Here is a 16,539-nt window from a genome sequence, read left to right as displayed (position 1 = left end):
TCACTTGACCGAGACCTGCGAGATGTCGAGGACGCCGGTCCAGTCGCTGATGACGACGCCCTTGACGTCCTTGCCGACGAGCCGCTTGTAGACCGGGTGGAAGAGCGGGACGTCCAGGGCCTGCTCACCGATCTTCTTGTCGAGGGCGCCCCAGCGCTTGCCCGCCGCGGCGAGGTCGGTCAGCTTCGCGATCTCGTCGATCTCGGTGTTGACGGCCGGGTCGTCGAGCTGGGCGTGGTTGTAGTTGGAGCCGTCCTTGACGATCTGGCGACCGTCGAAGATCGGGGCGAGGAAGGGAGCGCCGGACGGCCAGTCGGCGCCCCAGCGGGAGAGGAAGAAGCCGGGGGTGTTCTTGACGTCCCAGCGCTTCTCGTTGAAGGCGTTGTTCTCCAGGCCCTCCAGCTTGACCGTGATCCCGGCGGCGGCCAGCGCCTGCTGCACGGCGGTGGCGACCTCGGGGCTGGTCTGCCGGTTCTGGGCGGTGGAGTGGGTCAGCGTGATGGTGAGCCCGTCCTTGAAACCGGCCTCGGCCAGCAGCTGCTTCGCCTTGACCGGGTCGCCCGTCTTGCCCGCCGGGAAGTGGTCGTAGGCGGCGTGGCCGAAGGCCTCGCGCTCGGGCAGGAAGGTGGTGGCGGGCTCGGCGAGCGCGGAGCCGCCCGCCGCGTTGATCACGCTGGTGCGGTTGATCGCGTACGAGATGGCCTGGCGCACCTTCGGGTTGTCGAAGGGGGCCACCTTCGGGTTGAAGGCCAGGTAGTTGATGTAGCCGAAGTGGCCGGTGCCGACGCGGGCGGCGAGGTTCTTGTCGCCGCCGATCTGGGCGAGTTCGGCCGGTCCCAGGTTGGTGTCGGTGGTGATGGCGGCCGCGTCGGCGCCGGAGCTGGTGGAGAGGCGCTGGTTGATGACCGCGGAGTCCAGGCCGGAGCGGACGTCGATCTTGTCCGGGTAGGCCTTGCGCTCCTCGTCGGTCTTCGGGTCCCAGTTCTCGTTGCGCTCCAGGGTCAGGTGTTCGCCGTCGTTCTCGTTCTTGACCACCTTGTACGGGCCCGAGGAGATCGGGTGCTCCTCGTACTTGACCCCGGTGTCCTTGGCCTTGGGGACCGGCGCGAACTGGGTCTGGGTGGCGACGAAGGGGAACTCGCCCTCGGGCTTGCGCAGCTTGAAGGTGATGGTCTTCGCGTCGGGCACGACGATCGAGTCGAGGCCCTTGCCGCCGTCCTTGTACGGGCCCTGGTAGGTGTCCCCGCCGACCAGCCAGTCCCTCAAGTAGGGCGCCCCGCCGGAGAGTTCGGCGGCGAAGGAGCGCTCGATGCCGTACTTGACGTCGGCGGTGGTGATCGGGGTGCCGTCCTCGTACTTCAGCCCGTCCTTGAGCGTGTACGTCCACTCGGTGGCGTCGGCGTTGGCCTTGCCGGTGTCGGTGGCGAGGTCGGGCACCACCTTGGCGCCGGCGGCGCCGTCCTCGCGGTTGCGGGTGGTGAGCGTGCGGAAGACCAGCGAGGGGACGTTGCCGCCGCCGGAGGTGTACAGGCGCGCCGGGTCGAAGTCGCTCTGCGGCTCGTTGTTGAGGACGGTCAGCGTGCCGCCCTTCTGCTGCTGACCAGTGGCGCCGGACGCGGCGCCGCCGGAGCTTTCCCCGTCGCTGCCCTTGGGGCCGCAGGCCGCGGCGCCCCCGGCCAGTACGAGGCTGACGGTGACCGCGGCCAGGCGGCGCGATATGTGGGAGTGACGGAACATCGGAAAAGGGACCTCTCGGCGTGATGGGTCGAACGGGAAGGGCCGCGAGGGTGCGAGGTCCGACCGTCCGGCCGTTCAGGCCGTCAGGCCGACCGAAGGGGGATCACCGGAAGGGGGATCGAGGACGTGCGGTGCCGCACCCGCGGGCAGGGAGTGCCCGGGCGCGGCGGAATGACGTGAAGAGGGGTCGTCGCGCGCTCAGGCAGGCGTCAGCGACAGAGGATGTCGGCCACGCTGTGCGCGGCCACACCGAGGAGCGCCAGCTCGATGGCGGCGCTCGCGGTCATGGTGTGGTGGTGCGACATGCGGAGAACCATTGCCGACCATCGAACACCTTGTCAATCCGGCCCGGCGCCCCCCGCCGCCGCGGTCGGATCAACTGCTCGGGTAGACCCAGGGGTTGGGCTTGCAGGAGATTCCGTCGATGTCGAGCGACTTCGTCTGCTGCTGCATGATCGGCGCGAGCGCGCCCGGCGTGCTGCAGCTCACGTGGTCGTGTCCGAGCCGGTGCCCGACCTCGTGGTTGATGAGCATCTGGCGGTAGGCCACCATCTGGTTCTGGCCGTAGGTGGACGAGCCCTGCGCCCAGCGGAAGGCGTTGATCATCACGCGCTCGGTGGACGCGGAGTCGCAGGACACGTTGTCGACGGTCGTGTCGAGGCTGGACTTGGCGCACCACACCCCGGTGGTGCCCGGGCTGGCCAGGGTGATCGCGAAGTCGACCTTCCCCGAGGCGACCCGCTCGAAGCGCATGTCGCCGTCGTGCGCCCAGCTGCGCGGATCGTTCAGGGTGCGCTGGACGGCCTCGGCGAAGAGGTCCGCGTCCAGGCCGAGGCCCTGTTCCACGTCGACCCGGTAGCGGACCAGGCGTCCCTTGCCGGGGGCCGGGGCGCCGGTGGCGACCGTGTCGAAGGTGCCCGGGCCCGCCAGGTTCGCGGCGATCGGGTAGGGGTCGGCCATCTTCTGCTCGTACGTCTTGACGACCGCCTGCTGACCGGCGCCCACCGCGGGCGCGTCGGGCGTGGCCCGGCCGTCGGAGCGGGAGGCCGCGGACTGGCCGGGGGCGGCCCGGTCGGTGCCGGTGTCGCCGGCGCTCTGCACGCCGAGGTGGCTGCCGCCGTCCTCCCCCACGACCTGGCCCGCCACGACGACGGCGAGGACGGTGGTGACGGCCGCGGCGGCCATGCCGGTGTAGGTGCGGACCTTCCGGCCCCGGGTCGCCGCGGACCGCTCGGTCGGCGTCGAGCGCGAGCCGCGGCGGGGCGGGGGCACCCGGCGGTGCGAGCCGGTGGAGGTGGCGCCGCCCGCGGCCCGGGCGGGGTACGCGGAGCCGGCGCCCGGCGCCACGGCCTCGGGCACCGCGGCGCGGGGCGTCTCGGCCTCGGGGAAGACGGCGACCTCGGGCGTTTCGACCTCGGGGGGGAAGACGGCGGCCGCGGTGGCCACGGCGGCCCGGTACGCCGCGGCGGCCGGGGCCGGCGCGCTGCTCCCGTACGGCGCGGGGTGGCTGCGGGGCACGGCGCGCCAGTCGCCGTACGCCCCTGCGGGCTCGTGGATCTCGGGGTGGCCGGCGCGCACCGCGGGCTCGGGCTGGCTCGCGTACCCCTGGTGGCTGGCCGTGGGCTCGGGCCGGTGCCGGCGCCCGCTCCCGGAGAGGGGCGCGGCCGCCGCGGCTTCCGGGTGCGCGGAAGCCGGGTCGGGGCCGCCCTGGTCACCGTGGACCGGGCGGGGAGGAGCGGAGTCCTTGCGACTATGTCGTCCCACCGGTGCTCAGCCTCTGCCGTCTTCGTCTCGTACGTCGTTCTGCCCGGCGGTGCCCAGCAGGTCCCGGAAGGCCGATGCCACGACCTCGGGGTGCTCCATCATCGCCACGTGCCCGGCCTCGGGCAGGCACAGCAGCCGCGAGCCCCGGAAGGAGGCCGCCGCCTTGTGCGCCATGCGGTACGAGACCAGTTGGTCCCTGCCACCGTAGACCAGCAGGGTCGGCGCGAGGACCCGCTCGGCCTGGCGCCACAGCCCGTGCTGCCCGCCGAGCGTGTAGGCGTCGACGATTCCGCGCGAGGAGCGGGCGAGCGCCTCCCAGAAATAGGGGAGCCTCATCCGCCGTTCGGTCTCCTCCACGGCGTGCCGGAAGCCCTCCGGCGTCACCCGTGAGGGGTCTCCGTAACAGAGCCCCATCACCCCGCGGGTGCGTTGCTCGGCGGTCAGGTCCCGGCTGAGGCGCGCGAAGAGCGGTGCCACGCCCGGGACGGCGAGCAGCCCGGTGGGCACGGCGGACCGCTGCACCCGCAGCTCGGGCAGGGCGGGCGAGATCAGCGTCAGCGTGCGGACGAGGTCGGGCCGCACCGCGGCGACGCGGGTGCTGACGGCCCCGCCGAGGGAGTTCCCGACGAGGTGCACGGGCCCCCGCCCCGCGGCGTCGAGGTGCCGGATGACCGCGCGGGCCATGGCGGTGAGCGAGTAGTCCCGGTCGGCGGGCGGCGGGGAGGTCCCGAAACCGGGCAGGTCGACGGCCTCGCCGTCGACGGTGTCCTCCAGCAGCGCCATCAGCGCCGACCAGTTCTGCGAGGAGCCGCCGAGTCCGTGCACGAAGAGGGCCGGCGGGAGTCCTTCGCGCTCCGGCGGCCGCGAGCGGACGGTCAGCGTCAGGCCGGGCAGCGACGCGGTGCGCAGCCGCTCCCCGTCGGCCACGCGGACGGCGTCCACCAGGCCGGATGGTTCGGCGGCGGAGCGTACACCGGGCAGCTCGGTCGAAGACATGGGCGCAATGTTACGAGAGGATCACGTCCGGAACCGTGTGTTCGCCATCACAGAGCCGTATAGCGCCCGGCCCCGGAGGCTCCTACGCTCGAAGGAGGAGGCGGGAATCCCGAGGCAACGAAGGGGAAATGAAGGCGATGAGGGGAATGAGGGGAACCACATGACGGTCGACCCGGCGGAACCGGAAACCTTCCAGGAGCTCGTGCGGGAGGCCCCGGGGCCCGAGGCTCCCGAGGCGGACGCGGCGGAGCAGCGCACCGAGCTGGCCCCGCTGGACGACGATCCGGTCATCGAGGCCGATCCCGACGAGGCGGCGGACGGGGACGCGGCGGAGCAGGCGCGCGTGGTGCCCCTGGACGAGGACGACTACCGCTGACCGGGCCGACCGCGACCGACCCGGGCTGACCAGCGGCGCTTGTCGGCGTCCGTACCGCGAGAAAACTCGGCCCGGACCCCCCGGATTCGGTTACCGAAAAGTACGATGGCGGGCGCGGCGCAGTGCGCCGCGGGGTTACGAGAGAAAGTGGGAGGCGGCGTGACAGCCATCGAGCAGACCGAGGCGGCGCGCCCGCGGGGCACCCGACTGCCGCGCCGAGCCCGACGCAACCAGCTCCTGGGCGCGGCCCAGGAAGTGTTCGTGGCCCAGGGCTACCACGCGGCGGCGATGGACGACATCGCCGAGCGCGCGGGCGTCAGCAAGCCGGTGCTCTACCAGCACTTCCCGGGCAAGCTGGACCTGTACCTGGCGCTGCTGGACCAGCACTGCGAGTCGCTGCTCCTGGCGGTGCGCACCGCGCTGGCGTCGACGACCGACAACAAGCTGCGCGTGGCCGCGACGATGGACGCGTACTTCGCGTACGTCGAGGACGAGGGCGGCGCCTTCCGGCTCGTCTTCGAGTCCGACCTGACCAACGAGCCGTCCGTGCGCGAGCGGGTCGACCGGGTCTCCCTCCAGTGCGCCGAGGCGATCTCGGAGGTCATCGCCGAGGACACCGGCCTGTCGACGGACGAGTCGATGCTGCTGGCCGTGGGCCTGGGCGGGGTCTCGCAGGTGGTGGCCCGGTACTGGCTGTCCAGCTCCAGCCCGGTCGCCCGGGACACCGCGGTCGGCCTGCTGACCTCGCTGGCCTGGCGCGGCATCGCGGGCTTCCCGCTGCACGGCACCGACGGCCACTGACCGCGGTCGGCGCACCCGCCGGAGTGCCCGTCGGCGCACCTGTTCGCTGCCAGCGTGCCCGCTGTACGCCATTCGCGTCGCATCCGCGGGCTAGGGTGGGGGCGAGTACGGCGCGTGATCGCGCGAACCGGATCGTCGGAGGGACAAAGCCGTGGAGGTCAAGATCGGCGTGCAGCACGCACCCCGGGAGATCGTGCTGGAGAGCGGCCTGAGCGCCGAGGAGCTCGAGACCATCGTCGCCGACGCACTGTCCGGCAAGACGCAGCTGCTCAGCCTCACCGACATCAAGGGCCGCAAGGTCCTGGTGCCCGCCGACCGCCTGTCGTACGTCGACCTGGGCGAGCCCAGCATCCGCAAGGTGGGCTTCGGCGCGCTCTGAGGAGCGAAGAGAACCGAACGCGACGGCCCGGTGGTTGACCCCACCGGGCCGTTTCTCTTTCTTCCGCTTCGGGTAGGACGCCTGTGATCCGATTTGCCCTGACCCGCGGGAGGGACCTCATCATGCTGCTGGAAGCGCTCGGCTCTGCTCTGCTCGGTCTCGCCTTGGCCTCGGCCGCTCTCAGAACGCTCCCCACGCGCCTGCCCTCGTCCAGAACAGTGCTGGTCAGCGCGGCATTGGGGGCGTTGTTCGGGTCGTACCTCACGCACTACGCGCTGGGTCCGGGACACACCACGCCGAGCGCGACCATCCTCGGTGGGGCGCTCGTGTCGGCGGTGGTCCTCTCCCTGCTGCTGCGGCCCGCGCGACGGTCCGGGAGGACGTCCGGCCGGACTCCGTTTTCGGTCCCGACGGGCTGATGAATAGCGGACGAACACCGACTGGTCATGACGGTGGCCCCGAAGCGGACATCCGCTGCGGGGCCACCGTCATGACCGGCCGGACGCCGGCCGGCGTGCGTGCGTGGGTGCGTCGTCAGGCCGCGAGGCCGAGGGCCGCCATCCGCTTGGTGTGCGCCTTGGTGATGCGCGTGAACATCTCGCCGACGGCCGCGAGGTCGAAGCCCGCGGCCATCCCGTCCACGCCGCCGACGAGCATGGTGGAGAGCGCGTCGCGCTCGGCGACCACGCGCTGCGCCTGCGAGAGCGCCTCGCCCATCAGGCGGCGGGCCCACAGCGCGAGGCGGCCGCCGCAGCGCGGGTCGGCCTCGATCGCGGCGCGCACCTTCTCGACGGCGAAGCCGCCGTGGCCGGTGTCGTCGAGCACGGCGAGCACGAGGGCGCGGGTGTCGGTGTCGAGGTGGGTGGCGACCTCGCGGTAGAAGTCACTGGCGATCGAGTCGCCGACGTAGGCCTTGACCAGGCCCTCCAGCCAGTCCGACGGCGCGGTCTGGCGGTGGAAGTCGTCCACGCCCTTGGCGAAGGGCTCCATGGCTCCGGTCGGCTCGGCGTCGATGGCCGCGAGCCGGTCCCGCAGCCGCTCGAAGTGGTGGAACTCGGCGGACGCCATCTTGGCCAGCTCGGCCTTGTCGTCGAGGGTGGGCGCGAGCTTCGCGTCCTCCGCGAGTCGCTCGAAGGCGGCCAGCTCTCCGTAGGCGAGGGCGCCGAGCAGGTCCACGACGGCGGCCCGGTACTGCGGCGAGGCGGAGGCCTCGGACCAGTTCTGGGCGGCGATGCCGGCGTTCGCGCCGGGGTCGTCGGCTGCGGCGGGCGATGCGTTTTCTACGGTCGACATGCTCCGCACAATAGCCCGCTCGGGCCCCACGGGAACCACGTGGCCACCGCACGGGAGCCCGCCGAGAAACCGGTGGTCCGACCCGCACGCCGGTGTCGACCTGGTGAATTCACCCGACACAGCTGCGGGATTCCGGGGTACAGTGGTAATGCGCCTGCCGGATACTCGGCGGGCCGTCCCAATGAGGATGCCCGGTCGGTGGCCCGATCGGCTCCAACCCCGACCGCCCTCGGCGTGGTGTGTGCGTTCATGCGCATCGCCCACGAGGGGCCCCCTCAGCGGCATGAGCGCTTGAGCGAAGGCCCGTGGTCCCGCGCAGCTTCCGTACACAGCAGTACTGAAAGCCTGGCACGGTACGACCCCCTTCGCCGCCTCGGGCCGCGTCTCACAGAAGAGGCAGCACCCTGACTACGTTCCGAGACCTCGGGATCTTCCCCGAGACCGCCGAAGCCCTTGAAGCCGTCGGCATCGTGTCCCCCTTCCCGATCCAGGAGATGACCCTCCCCGTCGCCCTCACCGGCACGGACGTCATCGGCCAGGCCAAGACCGGTACCGGCAAGACGCTCGGTTTCGGCCTTCCCCTGCTGGAGCGGGTCGTCGTCCCCGCGGACGTGGAGGCCGGCCGGGCCCGCCCCGACCAGCTGACCGACGCCCCGCAGGCCCTCGTGGTGGTTCCGACCCGCGAGCTGTGCACCCAGGTGACCAACGACCTGTTGACCGCGGGCAAGGTCCGCAACGTCCGCGTCCTCGCCATATACGGCGGCCGCGCGTACGAGCCCCAGGTCGAGGCGCTCAAGAAGGGCGTCGACGTCATCGTCGGCACCCCGGGCCGCCTGCTGGACCTGGCCGGGCAGAAGAAGCTCGACCTGTCCCACGTCAAGGCCCTCGTCCTGGACGAGGCCGACGAGATGCTCGACCTGGGCTTCCTGCCCGACGTCGAGAAGATCATCAACTACCTGCCGCCGAAGCGTCAGACCATGCTGTTCTCGGCGACCATGCCGGGCGCGGTCATCGGCCTGGCCCGCCGGTACATGACGCAGCCGACGCACATCCGCGCCACCTCGCCGGAGGGCGAGGGCGTGACGGTGGCGAACATCGCGCAGCACGTCTTCCGCGCGCACAACATGGACAAGCCGGAGCTCGTCTCCCGCATCCTGCAGGCCGAGGGCCGCGGGCTCGCCATGATCTTCTGCCGCACCAAGCGCACGGCGGCCGACATCGCCGAGCAGCTGGAGAAGCGCGGCTTCGCCTCCGGCGCGGTCCACGGCGACCTCGGCCAGGGCGCCCGCGAGCAGGCGCTGCGCGCCTTCCGCAACGGCAAGGTCGACGTGCTGGTGTGCACCGACGTCGCCGCCCGCGGCATCGATGTCGAGGGCGTCACCCACGTCATCAACTACCAGACCCCCGAGGACGAGAAGACCTTCCTGCACCGCGTGGGCCGCACCGGCCGCGCGGGCAACAAGGGCATCGCCGTCACCCTGGTCGACTGGGACGACATCCCGCGCTGGCAGCTGATCAACAAGGCGCTGGAGCTGGACTTCCACGACCCGGTGGAGACGTACTCCACGTCCCCGCACCTGTACGAGGAAATGAACATCCCGGCCGGCACCAAGGGCATCCTGCCGCGCGCCGAGCGCACGCGGGCCGGCCTGAAGGCCGAGAACCTGGAGGACCTGGGCGAGACCGGCGGCCGCGGTGGCCGTGGCGGTCGCGGCCCGGCCGCCGCGGCTCCGGTCGCCGAGGAGCGTCCCGAGCGCACCCGCACGCCGCGTCAGCGCCGCCGCACCCGTGGCGGTTCCGAGGCCGCCGAGGGCGCCGTGGTCGTGGAGGGCGCCGTGGTCGTGGAGGGCGCCGTGGTCGTGGAGGGCGCCGTGGTCGTGGAGAGCGCGGCCTCGGCCGTGGCCGCTCCGGTGAGCCCGGTCGTCGAGGCTCCCGAGGCCCCGGCCGCCGACGAGCCGCGCAAGCCGCGCCGCCGCCGCACCCGTGGCACGGCGCCCGCCGCCGCCACCGAGGCGCCCGCGGTCACCCGCACCCCGGCCACGCGCACCCCGATCACCCGCGCTCCGGCCACCCGCACCCCGGCGACCCGCACCCCGGTCAAGCTCGAACCGCTCGCGCCGTTCGTCCCGGCCGTGGCCGAGGTGGACTTCCAGATGGCCCCGCCGGTCGAGCCCGCCCCGGTCCGCAGGGCCACCCGCGCGCCCCGCAAGGCTCCGGCCGCGGTGACCCGTACGGTCGCCAAGGCCGCCGTGGTCGAGGCGCCCGTCGCCGCGGCCCCCGTGGTCGCCGTGGTCGAGGAGGCTCCGGTCAAGCCGAAGCGCACCCGGACCCGCAAGGTCGCCGAGGCCGCCCCGGTCGTCGAGGTCGCCGCCGGCGCTGTCGCGGTCGCGGTCGCCGAGGAGGCTCCCGTGAAGCCGAAGCGCACCCGGACCCGCAAGGTCGCCGAGGCCGCTCCGGTCGCCGAGGCCGCCGCGGTCGCCACCGAGGACGCTCCGGTCAAGCCGAAGCGCACCCGGACCCGCAAGGTCGCCGCCGCCCCCGAGGCGTAGGCACCCGCTCCACCGGACGGCCCCGCTCCCCCTTTCCGAGGGAGGGCGGGGCCGTTCGCGCATCCCGGCGCAGCGCCCGGGCGGCGCCGCCTACGGGCCGGTAACCTCTGGCCATGAGCAAGCCGCCGCGCCTCACCCTGCCGTCACACGCCCGCGCCCGGTCCCTGAGCACCGACCGGGGCGCGTTCGCCGTACACGAGGCCGGTGAGCCGCTGCGCGGCACCGCCTTGCTGGTCCCCGGGTACACCGGGAGCAAGGAGGACTTCATCGGCCTGCTGGAGCCCCTGGCGACGGCCGGGTACCGGGTGGTCGCGGTGGACGGGCGCGGGCAGTACGAGAGCGCCGGGCCGCGCGACGAGGACGCCTACGCCCTGGCCGAGCTGGGGCGGGACCTGCTGGCCCAAGCGGCCGCGCTGGAAGCCGGCGACCGCCGGGTGCACCTGGTCGGCCACTCGCTGGGCGGTCTGATCGCCCGCGCCGCCGTCCTGCGCGACCCGGCGCCCTTCGCCTCGCTCACCCTGATGAGCAGCGGCCCCGCCGCCATCGACGCCGCCCAGCAGGACCGTACGAAGCTGCTCGTGGCGGCGCTGGAGATGCTGCGGGAGGACATGCCGGCCGTATGGGCGGCCATGCGCGCCCAGGATCCCGAGGGCGCGGCGCCGGACGGCGAGGAGCTGGCGGAGTTCTTGCGGCGGCGCTGGCTGGCGACCGTACCGGAGCAGTTGATCGCGACCGGGCGGATCCTGATCTCCGAGCCCGACCGGGTGGCCGAGCTGGCCGCGGTGGAGCTGCCGAAGCTGGTGGTGTCGGGGGCCGTGGACCAGGCGTGGCCGGTGCCGTGGCTGGACGCGATGGCCGCCCGTCTCGGGGCCCGGCGGGCCGTCATCGAGGGCACCGAGCACTCCCCCAACGCGGAGGATCCGGCGGCGACGGCCCGGGCGCTGACGGCCTTCTGGGCAGACTTCGACGGGTCAATCCTTAGCAAGTGAAAAAATTTCCTTAGCGTAGGGAATGTTTGCCTCCTACACTTCGTTGGAACACATGCAAGGAGAACACCGACGAAGGGAGAAGCCGATGCGCTTCGAGATTCTGCGCCTGGACGATGTCGACGGAACCGCCGTGGACAGCACCGTCGTGGACGCGGCCTCCGTCAACCGGATCGTGCAGCAGGCCGCGTCCATCGGCCAGCGCATCCTCATCCGACCGTTCGAGTCCGCGTCCTCCTGACGGCGAACCCGCGCCGCACCCCATGCACGACGCCCCCGCACCGGTCCCGGTACGGGGGCGTTCGCATGACCGGCGGCGGGCGCCGCGGCCCGCTCTGGGCGCTCAGGCGTTGTGGACGACCTGGAGCACGCCGTTGATGATCTGCTGGACCGCGATCGCGGAGAGCATCATGCCCGCCAGCCGGGTCACCAGCACCACGCCGCCGTCCTTGATGACCCGGATGATCACCAGCGAGTAGCGCATCGTGAGCCACAGCACCACGTGCATCGCGATGATCGCGGACCAGACGGAGACCTGCCCGGAGAAGCCGTCGGCCTTCTGCACCGCGAGGATCACCGAGACGATCGCACCGGGCCCGGCCAGCAGCGGCATGCCCAGCGGCACCAGCGCGACGTTCACGTCCTTGGTCTGCTTCGGCTCGTCCGTCTTGCCGGTGAGCAGGTCGAGCGCGATCAGCAGGAGCAGCAGACCGCCCGCGATCATCAGCGCGGGCACCGAGACGTGCAGGTAGTCGAGGATCTGCTGGCCGCAGATGCCGAAGACGGCGATCACGCCGAAGGCGACGCACACGGCCTGCCAGGCCATCCGGCGCTGCACCTTGGCCGGGCGGCCGGAGGTCAGCGCGAGGAAGATCGGGGTGATCCCGGGGGGATCCATGATGACGAAGAGGGTGAGGAAGAGGGAGCCGAAGACGGCGAGATCGAACACAGTGATGCCTTGCGCCTTGCAGGAGATGAGGGGTGTGGGTGAAGGGTGTGGGGACGTACGCGAGCGCGCGTGCGGGACCGGCTCCGGCAGGGGACCGGGAAACCGGGGAGACCCCGTGGGGCTCGTGGGCCCTCGGGGGACGGCGCGCGCGGCGGGCGTACGGGGCGCTTACGCGCCGGTGCGGCCGCTTCCGCCGGCGCCGGGCACCGGGAAGGCGCCGGTCGCGCGGCGGGTGATCTCGCCGTAGATCTCGGGGTCGGTCGTGAACTCCCCGAGCCGGCAGGTCTTGCGGCTGCCGTGGTAGTCGCTGGAGCCCGTCGTCAGCAGGCCCAGCTCGCCCGCGAGGCCGCGCAGCCGCGCGCGCGTGGCGGGATCGTGGTCCATGTGGTCCACCTCGACGCCGTCCAGACCCGCGGCCGCGAGCGCGGCTATCGCGGACTCCGGCACGCACTGCCCCCGCTTGAGGGCGAGCGGGTGGGCGAAGACGGTGACCCCGCCGGCCGCCTTGACCAGCCGGATCGCCTCGAAGGGGTCCAGCTCGTGCTTGCGGGCGTAGGCGCGGCCGCCGTCGGCCAGCCACTGCGGGGTGAAGGCGTCCGAGACGCTGGCCACGACGCCCGCCTCCACCATCGCCGTGGCGATGTGCGGGCGGCCGACCGAACCGTCGCCGGCGATCCGTGCCACCTGTTCCCAGGTGACGGGGACGCCGAGCTCCTGGAGCGTGCCCACCATCGCCCGCGCGCGCGGCACGCGGTCGTCGCGGACGAGCTCGCGCTCGCGGGACAGCTCGGGCTCGGTCGGATCGAAGAGGTACGCCAGCATGTGCAGCCCGATGCCGTCGAGGCGGCAGGACAGCTCGGCTCCGGTGACCAGGGTGAGCCCCCGCGGCACGGCCGCGATCGCCTCGGCGTAACCGCCGACGGTGTCGTGGTCGGTCAGGGCGACGACGTCCAGCCCCGCGGCGGCCGCGTTGCGGACCAGCTCGGCGGGGGTGTCCGTACCGTCGGAAGCCGTGGAGTGGGCGTGCAGGTCGATGCGCACGGCACGGCTCCAGGGATCGGACGGACGGGGACACCTCAGGATAACCGGGCCGAAGGTCTTGCTCTGGCCAAGGCCTGACGCGCGTACGGGCGAACGGGACCGGCGGGCGGGGGCCGCGACCGGGACCCGCTCAGGTGGCTCCGCCCAGGATCCGCGGGCTCAGCGCCCCGCAGGGCAGGAGCTCCACCTCGGCACCCGCGTCCCGCAGGTCGGTCAGCACCAGCTCGTCGTACATCAGCAGCCCGGACTGCTCGGGCCACACGATGGCCCACAGCCACAGCCCGCGCGCCTCGCCCGCGAAGACGGCGCGGTCCTCCGGGGTCCCCGTGACGTGCCACATCGGGGTCGGCCGCCCGGCGGCCACCACCTTGGCGTGCGGCGGGGCCGATACGTTCATGAAGGGGCCCGGGTCGGGGCCGTCGATGCCCGCGTACCGCGCGCCCAGGCCCACGCCCAGCTCCTCGGCGACCAGCAGCAGCTCGCCGATGCCGCCCAGCGGTCCGGGCCCGGAGCACGCCACCGCGGTGGCCCGCCCGCCGCTGCGGTCGTCGCCGGCGGAGGCGACCCCGGTGAACAGCCAGCCGACCGGCAGCGGCCACGGCATCCAAACCGGCACCCGCGTGCGGTGCACCACGACGCCGAGCCCCTCGACGCTGGGCGGGATGACGGGCTGCAGGGGGTGGACGGTGCCGTGCACGGAGCACTGCCAGGAGTCAGCGAAAAGACCGGGCGCCCTGACCCGGCCACCACACTTCGGGCAACTCGGTTCGCCCCTCATACAGAGCCACGCTCCTCCCCGTCCGCCGCCGCGTCAAGGGACGATCACCCGTCCGGAGTCGATACCTACCCCCGGTGGCGCCAGTCAGTCACCCGGAGCCGCCCGTCCGGGACGCCGCCCCGGGCGATCGGTCCCGGTCGACGGCGCCCCGCCGTCGGCGCCCCGCCGTCAGTCCAGGGACACGGAGGTGCGCCGGGGGTCGCGCAGGTCGGTGCCGCGCGCGAGCCAGCGTTCCTGCAGGGCCGCGGCGCCGTGCACCCGCTTCCAGGCGGCCTCGTTCCCGGTCATCGGCAGCAGCGGCAGGAACCGCACCGGGTCCATCGGCGCGTCCAGCTCCAGGTCCTCCACCAGCCCGCCGGGCTCGGCGACCAGGACGGAGCTGAACGGCGCCCCGGGCCACAGCGGTTCGCCCACGTCCAGCGAGGCCCCGGGCGACACCACGAGCCCCTCGACCTGTGGGGAGGCCCCGAGGACCGCGAGCGGCCGGAGCACCTGGTCGGTCGGGACCACGCCCGCCCGCACCGTCAGGACCAGCTCGGCGCGCGGCCCGCGGACCGGATCGGACACCACCACCGTGGGGTCGCCCATCGGCTGCGCCGACATCCCGAGGGTCGCGTAGCGCACCACGTCACCGTCGAGGAAGCGGAGGACCTCGATGCGGTCGGTGCCGAGGAAGGTGACGGCGGCGCGGGCGTCGGGCTCACCCAGCGCGGTGCGCAGCCGGGCTTCGACAAGTGCCAGAAGTTCTGCCATGGGGCGAGCATAGAACTCCTATCGCTGGGGTAAAGGCAGGCTCTTGACCATCCGTCGGCTGTTACTGTGGACCGCTGGCCGGGGCCACACGCAGAAGCGTGGATGCATGCTCCGGTGACAGGACTTCCCCTACGGGGGACCGGCCGGAGGAGGTGGGGCTGCAATGGATCGAAGTCGATCGTGCAGTACCAACCGCTCTTCCACGGGCGCCTCACGCTCCCTTTGAGCTGAAGAGCGACGGCAGAAACTTTCCTCCCGTCCTGCTTCCTTCCGCCTGCCCGCAGCGGCGGAAGGTCTCCCACCCGCGTGGCCCGCAGCCGCGCGAAGGAGCCTGCCATGTCGATGCTGCCCTACCTCCGCGCGGCCGTACGTCCCGCGCTGCGCAGGTCCACCCCGGCCCAGTCCGGCTACGACACCACCCGCGACCACTCCGCGAGCAGCGCGGTCGTCGACTGCGCCGTCTACCGCGCGGGCCGCCGCGACCGGGGCGCCGCCTGTCTGACGCCGCGCGAGGCGATGCGCCGGGTGCGCGAGGACGGCGGCTTCGCCTGGATCGGCCTGCACGAGCCGACCGAGGCCGAGTTCGCCGGGATCGCGGCCGCCTTCGGACTGCACCCGCTGGCCGTGGAGGACGCGGTGCACGCCCACCAGCGGCCGAAGCTGGAGCGCTACGACGACACCCTCTTCACCGTCTTCAAGACCATCCACTACGTCGAGCACGCCCAACTCACCGCCACCAGCGAGGTCGTGGAGACCGGCGAGGTGATGTGCTTCACCGGCCCGGACTTCGTCATCACCGTGCGGCACGGCGGCCAGGGCTCCCTCAAGGGCCTGCGCCACCGGCTCCAGGACGACCCCGAGCTGTTGGCCAAGGGCCCCTCGGCCGTCCTGCACTCGATCGCGGACCACGTGGTCGACGGGTACATCGCGGTGGCCTCGGCGGTCCAGGACGACATCGACGAGGTGGAGAGCGCGGTCTTCGCGGCCCCCGCCAAGGGCAGTCCGCGCGGTGCGGACGCGGGCCGGATCTACCAGCTCAAGCGCGAGGTGCTGGAGTTCAAGCGGGCGGTGTCCCCGCTGCTGCGGCCGATGGAGCTGCTCAGCGAGCGGCCGATGCGGCTGGTGGACCCGGACATCCAGAAGTACTTCCGCGACGTCGCCGACCACTTGGCCCGGGTGCACGAGCAGGTCATCGGCTTCGACGAACTGCTGAACTCGATCCTCCAGGCCAATCTGGCGCAGGCCACGGTCGCGCAGAACGAAGACATGCGCAAGATCACCTCGTGGGCGGCGATCATCGCGGTGCCGACGATGATCTGCGGGGTCTACGGCATGAACTTCGAGCACATGCCGGAGCTGCACTGGCGCTACGGCTACCCGATGGTGATGGCCGCCATCGCCGCCAGCTGCTTCGCCATCCACCGGTCCCTGCGCCGCCACGGCTGGCTGTAGGGGGTGTCCGCGGGGCTGGCTACCCTGTGCGCATGACTCTCAGCACGCTCGACCTGGCCCTCGTCGAGGAGGCCACCAAGAAGTCCGGCCTCATCTGGGTCCGGGGCAGCGGGCCCGACCGGGCCCTGTGGCACGCGTGGGTGGACGGGGCGGCCCACGTCCTGGGCGACGGGCCCGGCGAACAGCCCTTCCCCGGTCTCGCCGACGGCGCGACGGCCGAGGTGACCGTGCGCAGCAAGGACAAGGGCGGCCGCCTGGTCGCCTGGACCGCCGCGGTCACCGAGTTGGCCCCGCACGGCGAGCCCTGGCTGGCGGCGGTGGCCGAGCTGAAGGGCAAGCGGCTGAACGCGCCCGACTCGGAGCGGATGACCGAGCGTTGGGCGCGCGAGTGCCGGCTGCTGCGGTTGGAGCCGGTGGCGGCGACGACCGAGCTGCCCGCCGCGTCGCTGGCCGCGGCCCCGCTGCCGTCCCCGGCCATCACCCGGCTGCCCGCCCCGGCGGCCCTCCCGAAGCTGCTCCTGAAGCGCAAGAAGACCCGCGGCTAGACCAGCCCCTCCCGGGGGGCACCGGACGTGCCCTCCGGGGGCGCCGGACGTGCCCTCCGGGGGCGCCGGACGTGCCCTCCGGGGGCGCCGGACGTGCCCTCCGGGGGCGCCGGACGTGCCCTCCGGGGGCGCCGGACGTG

At 72.9% G+C, this 16,539-nt stretch carries 18 protein-coding genes; 9 read left to right on the top strand and 9 right to left on the bottom strand.

The annotated features are described in order from the left end of the window. The 4 genes from ACZ4UB_RS14510 to ACZ4UB_RS14495 form a co-directional block, all read right to left on the bottom strand. Nucleotides 1-1,737, bottom strand: coding sequence for an ABC transporter substrate-binding protein (locus tag ACZ4UB_RS14510; protein WP_468070394.1), 1,737 nt, complete (start codon nt 1,735-1,737; stop codon nt 1-3). Between the two features lie 209 nt (nt 1,738-1,946). After that, nucleotides 1,947-2,042, bottom strand: coding sequence for an Ms4533A family Cys-rich leader peptide (locus ACZ4UB_RS14505; protein ID WP_354382332.1), 96 nt, complete (start codon nt 2,040-2,042; stop codon nt 1,947-1,949). 70 nt (nt 2,043-2,112) lie between these two features. Further along, a complete protein-coding gene (locus ACZ4UB_RS14500) occupies nt 2,113-3,501 on the bottom strand; it encodes a DUF3152 domain-containing protein (RefSeq protein ID WP_468070393.1) in 1,389 nt (462 codons plus the stop codon). A gap of 6 nt (nt 3,502-3,507) precedes the next feature. After that, entirely contained in the window at nt 3,508-4,497 is a 990-nt protein-coding gene (locus tag ACZ4UB_RS14495; protein WP_468070392.1) for an alpha/beta fold hydrolase, read from the bottom strand. Nucleotides 4,498-4,657: 160 nt separating this feature from the next. Between ACZ4UB_RS14495 and ACZ4UB_RS14490 the strand changes: the two genes are divergently transcribed. The 4 genes from ACZ4UB_RS14490 (at nt 4,658) to ACZ4UB_RS14475 (ending at nt 6,472) form a co-directional block, all read left to right on the top strand. After that, nucleotides 4,658-4,873, top strand: a complete 216-nt coding sequence (locus ACZ4UB_RS14490) for a hypothetical protein (protein ID WP_468070391.1) — start codon at nt 4,658-4,660, stop codon at nt 4,871-4,873. A 159-nt stretch (nt 4,874-5,032) separates the two neighbouring features. Further along, nucleotides 5,033-5,674, top strand: coding sequence for a TetR/AcrR family transcriptional regulator (locus tag ACZ4UB_RS14485; RefSeq protein WP_354382328.1), 642 nt, complete (start codon nt 5,033-5,035; stop codon nt 5,672-5,674). 151 nt (nt 5,675-5,825) lie between these two features. Continuing rightward, complete coding sequence (locus ACZ4UB_RS14480) at nt 5,826-6,053, top strand: DUF3107 domain-containing protein (RefSeq protein WP_468070390.1); 228 nt, start codon at nt 5,826-5,828, stop codon at nt 6,051-6,053. 122 nt (nt 6,054-6,175) lie between these two features. Continuing rightward, nucleotides 6,176-6,472 carry a hypothetical protein gene (locus tag ACZ4UB_RS14475; RefSeq protein ID WP_468070389.1) on the top strand — a complete coding sequence of 99 codons (297 nt, stop codon included), beginning with the start codon at nt 6,176-6,178 and terminating at the stop codon, nt 6,470-6,472. 115 nt (nt 6,473-6,587) lie between these two features. On the opposite strand, the gene ACZ4UB_RS14470 is transcribed toward ACZ4UB_RS14475, so the two are convergent. After that, a complete protein-coding gene (locus ACZ4UB_RS14470) occupies nt 6,588-7,346 on the bottom strand; it encodes a ferritin-like fold-containing protein (RefSeq protein WP_354382325.1) in 759 nt (252 codons plus the stop codon). Between the two features lie 470 nt (nt 7,347-7,816). Here ACZ4UB_RS14470 and ACZ4UB_RS14465 point away from each other — a divergent pair, with 470 nt between their 5' ends. The 3 genes from ACZ4UB_RS14465 (at nt 7,817) to ACZ4UB_RS14455 (ending at nt 11,122) form a co-directional block, all read left to right on the top strand. Beyond that, nucleotides 7,817-9,895, top strand: coding sequence for a DEAD/DEAH box helicase (locus tag ACZ4UB_RS14465; protein WP_468070388.1), 2,079 nt, complete (start codon nt 7,817-7,819; stop codon nt 9,893-9,895). 113 nt (nt 9,896-10,008) lie between these two features. Continuing rightward, nucleotides 10,009-10,884 (top strand): alpha/beta fold hydrolase, encoded by an 876-nt coding sequence (locus tag ACZ4UB_RS14460; protein ID WP_468070387.1) that lies wholly within the window; start codon nt 10,009-10,011, stop codon nt 10,882-10,884. A gap of 85 nt (nt 10,885-10,969) precedes the next feature. Continuing rightward, nucleotides 10,970-11,122 (top strand): hypothetical protein, encoded by a 153-nt coding sequence (locus ACZ4UB_RS14455; protein ID WP_330332467.1) that lies wholly within the window; start codon nt 10,970-10,972, stop codon nt 11,120-11,122. A 102-nt stretch (nt 11,123-11,224) separates the two neighbouring features. Here ACZ4UB_RS14455 and ACZ4UB_RS14450 read toward each other — a convergent pair whose 3' ends face one another. The 4 genes from ACZ4UB_RS14450 to ACZ4UB_RS14435 form a co-directional block, all read right to left on the bottom strand. Further along, entirely contained in the window at nt 11,225-11,830 is a 606-nt protein-coding gene (locus ACZ4UB_RS14450; RefSeq protein WP_354382322.1) for a MarC family protein, read from the bottom strand. Nucleotides 11,831-11,998: 168 nt separating this feature from the next. Next, nucleotides 11,999-12,871, bottom strand: a complete 873-nt coding sequence (locus ACZ4UB_RS14445) for a PHP domain-containing protein (RefSeq protein ID WP_354382321.1) — start codon at nt 12,869-12,871, stop codon at nt 11,999-12,001. A gap of 130 nt (nt 12,872-13,001) precedes the next feature. Next, the gene (locus tag ACZ4UB_RS14440; protein WP_468070386.1) at nt 13,002-13,649 is read right to left on the bottom strand and encodes a DUF6758 family protein; all 648 of its coding nucleotides are present in this window, start codon (nt 13,647-13,649) and stop codon (nt 13,002-13,004) included. 168 nt (nt 13,650-13,817) lie between these two features. Further along, complete coding sequence (locus ACZ4UB_RS14435; RefSeq protein ID WP_399259965.1) at nt 13,818-14,402, bottom strand: suppressor of fused domain protein; 585 nt, start codon at nt 14,400-14,402, stop codon at nt 13,818-13,820. 336 nt (nt 14,403-14,738) lie between these two features. Between ACZ4UB_RS14435 and ACZ4UB_RS14430 the strand changes: the two genes are divergently transcribed. Further along, the gene (locus tag ACZ4UB_RS14430; RefSeq protein WP_467960767.1) at nt 14,739-15,854 is read left to right on the top strand and encodes a magnesium and cobalt transport protein CorA; all 1,116 of its coding nucleotides are present in this window, start codon (nt 14,739-14,741) and stop codon (nt 15,852-15,854) included. 32 nt (nt 15,855-15,886) lie between these two features. After that, nucleotides 15,887-16,399, top strand: a complete 513-nt coding sequence (locus ACZ4UB_RS14425) for a hypothetical protein (protein ID WP_468070385.1) — start codon at nt 15,887-15,889, stop codon at nt 16,397-16,399. The last annotated feature ends 140 nt before the right edge of the window (nt 16,400-16,539 follow it).

This window comes from Streptomyces sp. NPDC028419 (assembly GCF_055565515.1).
The sequence above is the reverse complement of the archived record's forward strand: the minus strand, read 5'-3'. Positions and strand labels throughout refer to the sequence as shown.

What these genes read in the sequence shown, in the direction of transcription:
- ACZ4UB_RS14510 (WP_468070394.1), bottom strand. Translation starts at nt 1,737, where the DNA reads ATGTTCCGTCACTCCCACATATCGCGCCGCCTGGCCGCGGTCACCGTC.
- ACZ4UB_RS14505 (WP_354382332.1), bottom strand. Translation starts at nt 2,042, where the DNA reads ATGTCGCACCACCACACCATGACCGCGAGCGCCGCCATCGAGCTGGCG.
- ACZ4UB_RS14495 (WP_468070392.1), bottom strand. Translation starts at nt 4,497, where the DNA reads ATGTCTTCGACCGAGCTGCCCGGTGTACGCTCCGCCGCCGAACCATCC.
- ACZ4UB_RS14490 (WP_468070391.1), top strand. Translation starts at nt 4,658, where the DNA reads ATGACGGTCGACCCGGCGGAACCGGAAACCTTCCAGGAGCTCGTGCGG.
- ACZ4UB_RS14475 (WP_468070389.1), top strand. Translation starts at nt 6,176, where the DNA reads ATGCTGCTGGAAGCGCTCGGCTCTGCTCTGCTCGGTCTCGCCTTGGCC.
- ACZ4UB_RS14470 (WP_354382325.1), bottom strand. Translation starts at nt 7,346, where the DNA reads ATGTCGACCGTAGAAAACGCATCGCCCGCCGCAGCCGACGACCCCGGC.
- ACZ4UB_RS14460 (WP_468070387.1), top strand. Translation starts at nt 10,009, where the DNA reads ATGAGCAAGCCGCCGCGCCTCACCCTGCCGTCACACGCCCGCGCCCGG.
- ACZ4UB_RS14455 (WP_330332467.1), top strand. Translation starts at nt 10,970, where the DNA reads ATGCGCTTCGAGATTCTGCGCCTGGACGATGTCGACGGAACCGCCGTG.
- ACZ4UB_RS14440 (WP_468070386.1), bottom strand. Translation starts at nt 13,649, where the DNA reads ATGAGGGGCGAACCGAGTTGCCCGAAGTGTGGTGGCCGGGTCAGGGCG.
- ACZ4UB_RS14435 (WP_399259965.1), bottom strand. Translation starts at nt 14,402, where the DNA reads ATGGCAGAACTTCTGGCACTTGTCGAAGCCCGGCTGCGCACCGCGCTG.
- ACZ4UB_RS14430 (WP_467960767.1), top strand. Translation starts at nt 14,739, where the DNA reads ATGTCGATGCTGCCCTACCTCCGCGCGGCCGTACGTCCCGCGCTGCGC.
- ACZ4UB_RS14425 (WP_468070385.1), top strand. Translation starts at nt 15,887, where the DNA reads ATGACTCTCAGCACGCTCGACCTGGCCCTCGTCGAGGAGGCCACCAAG.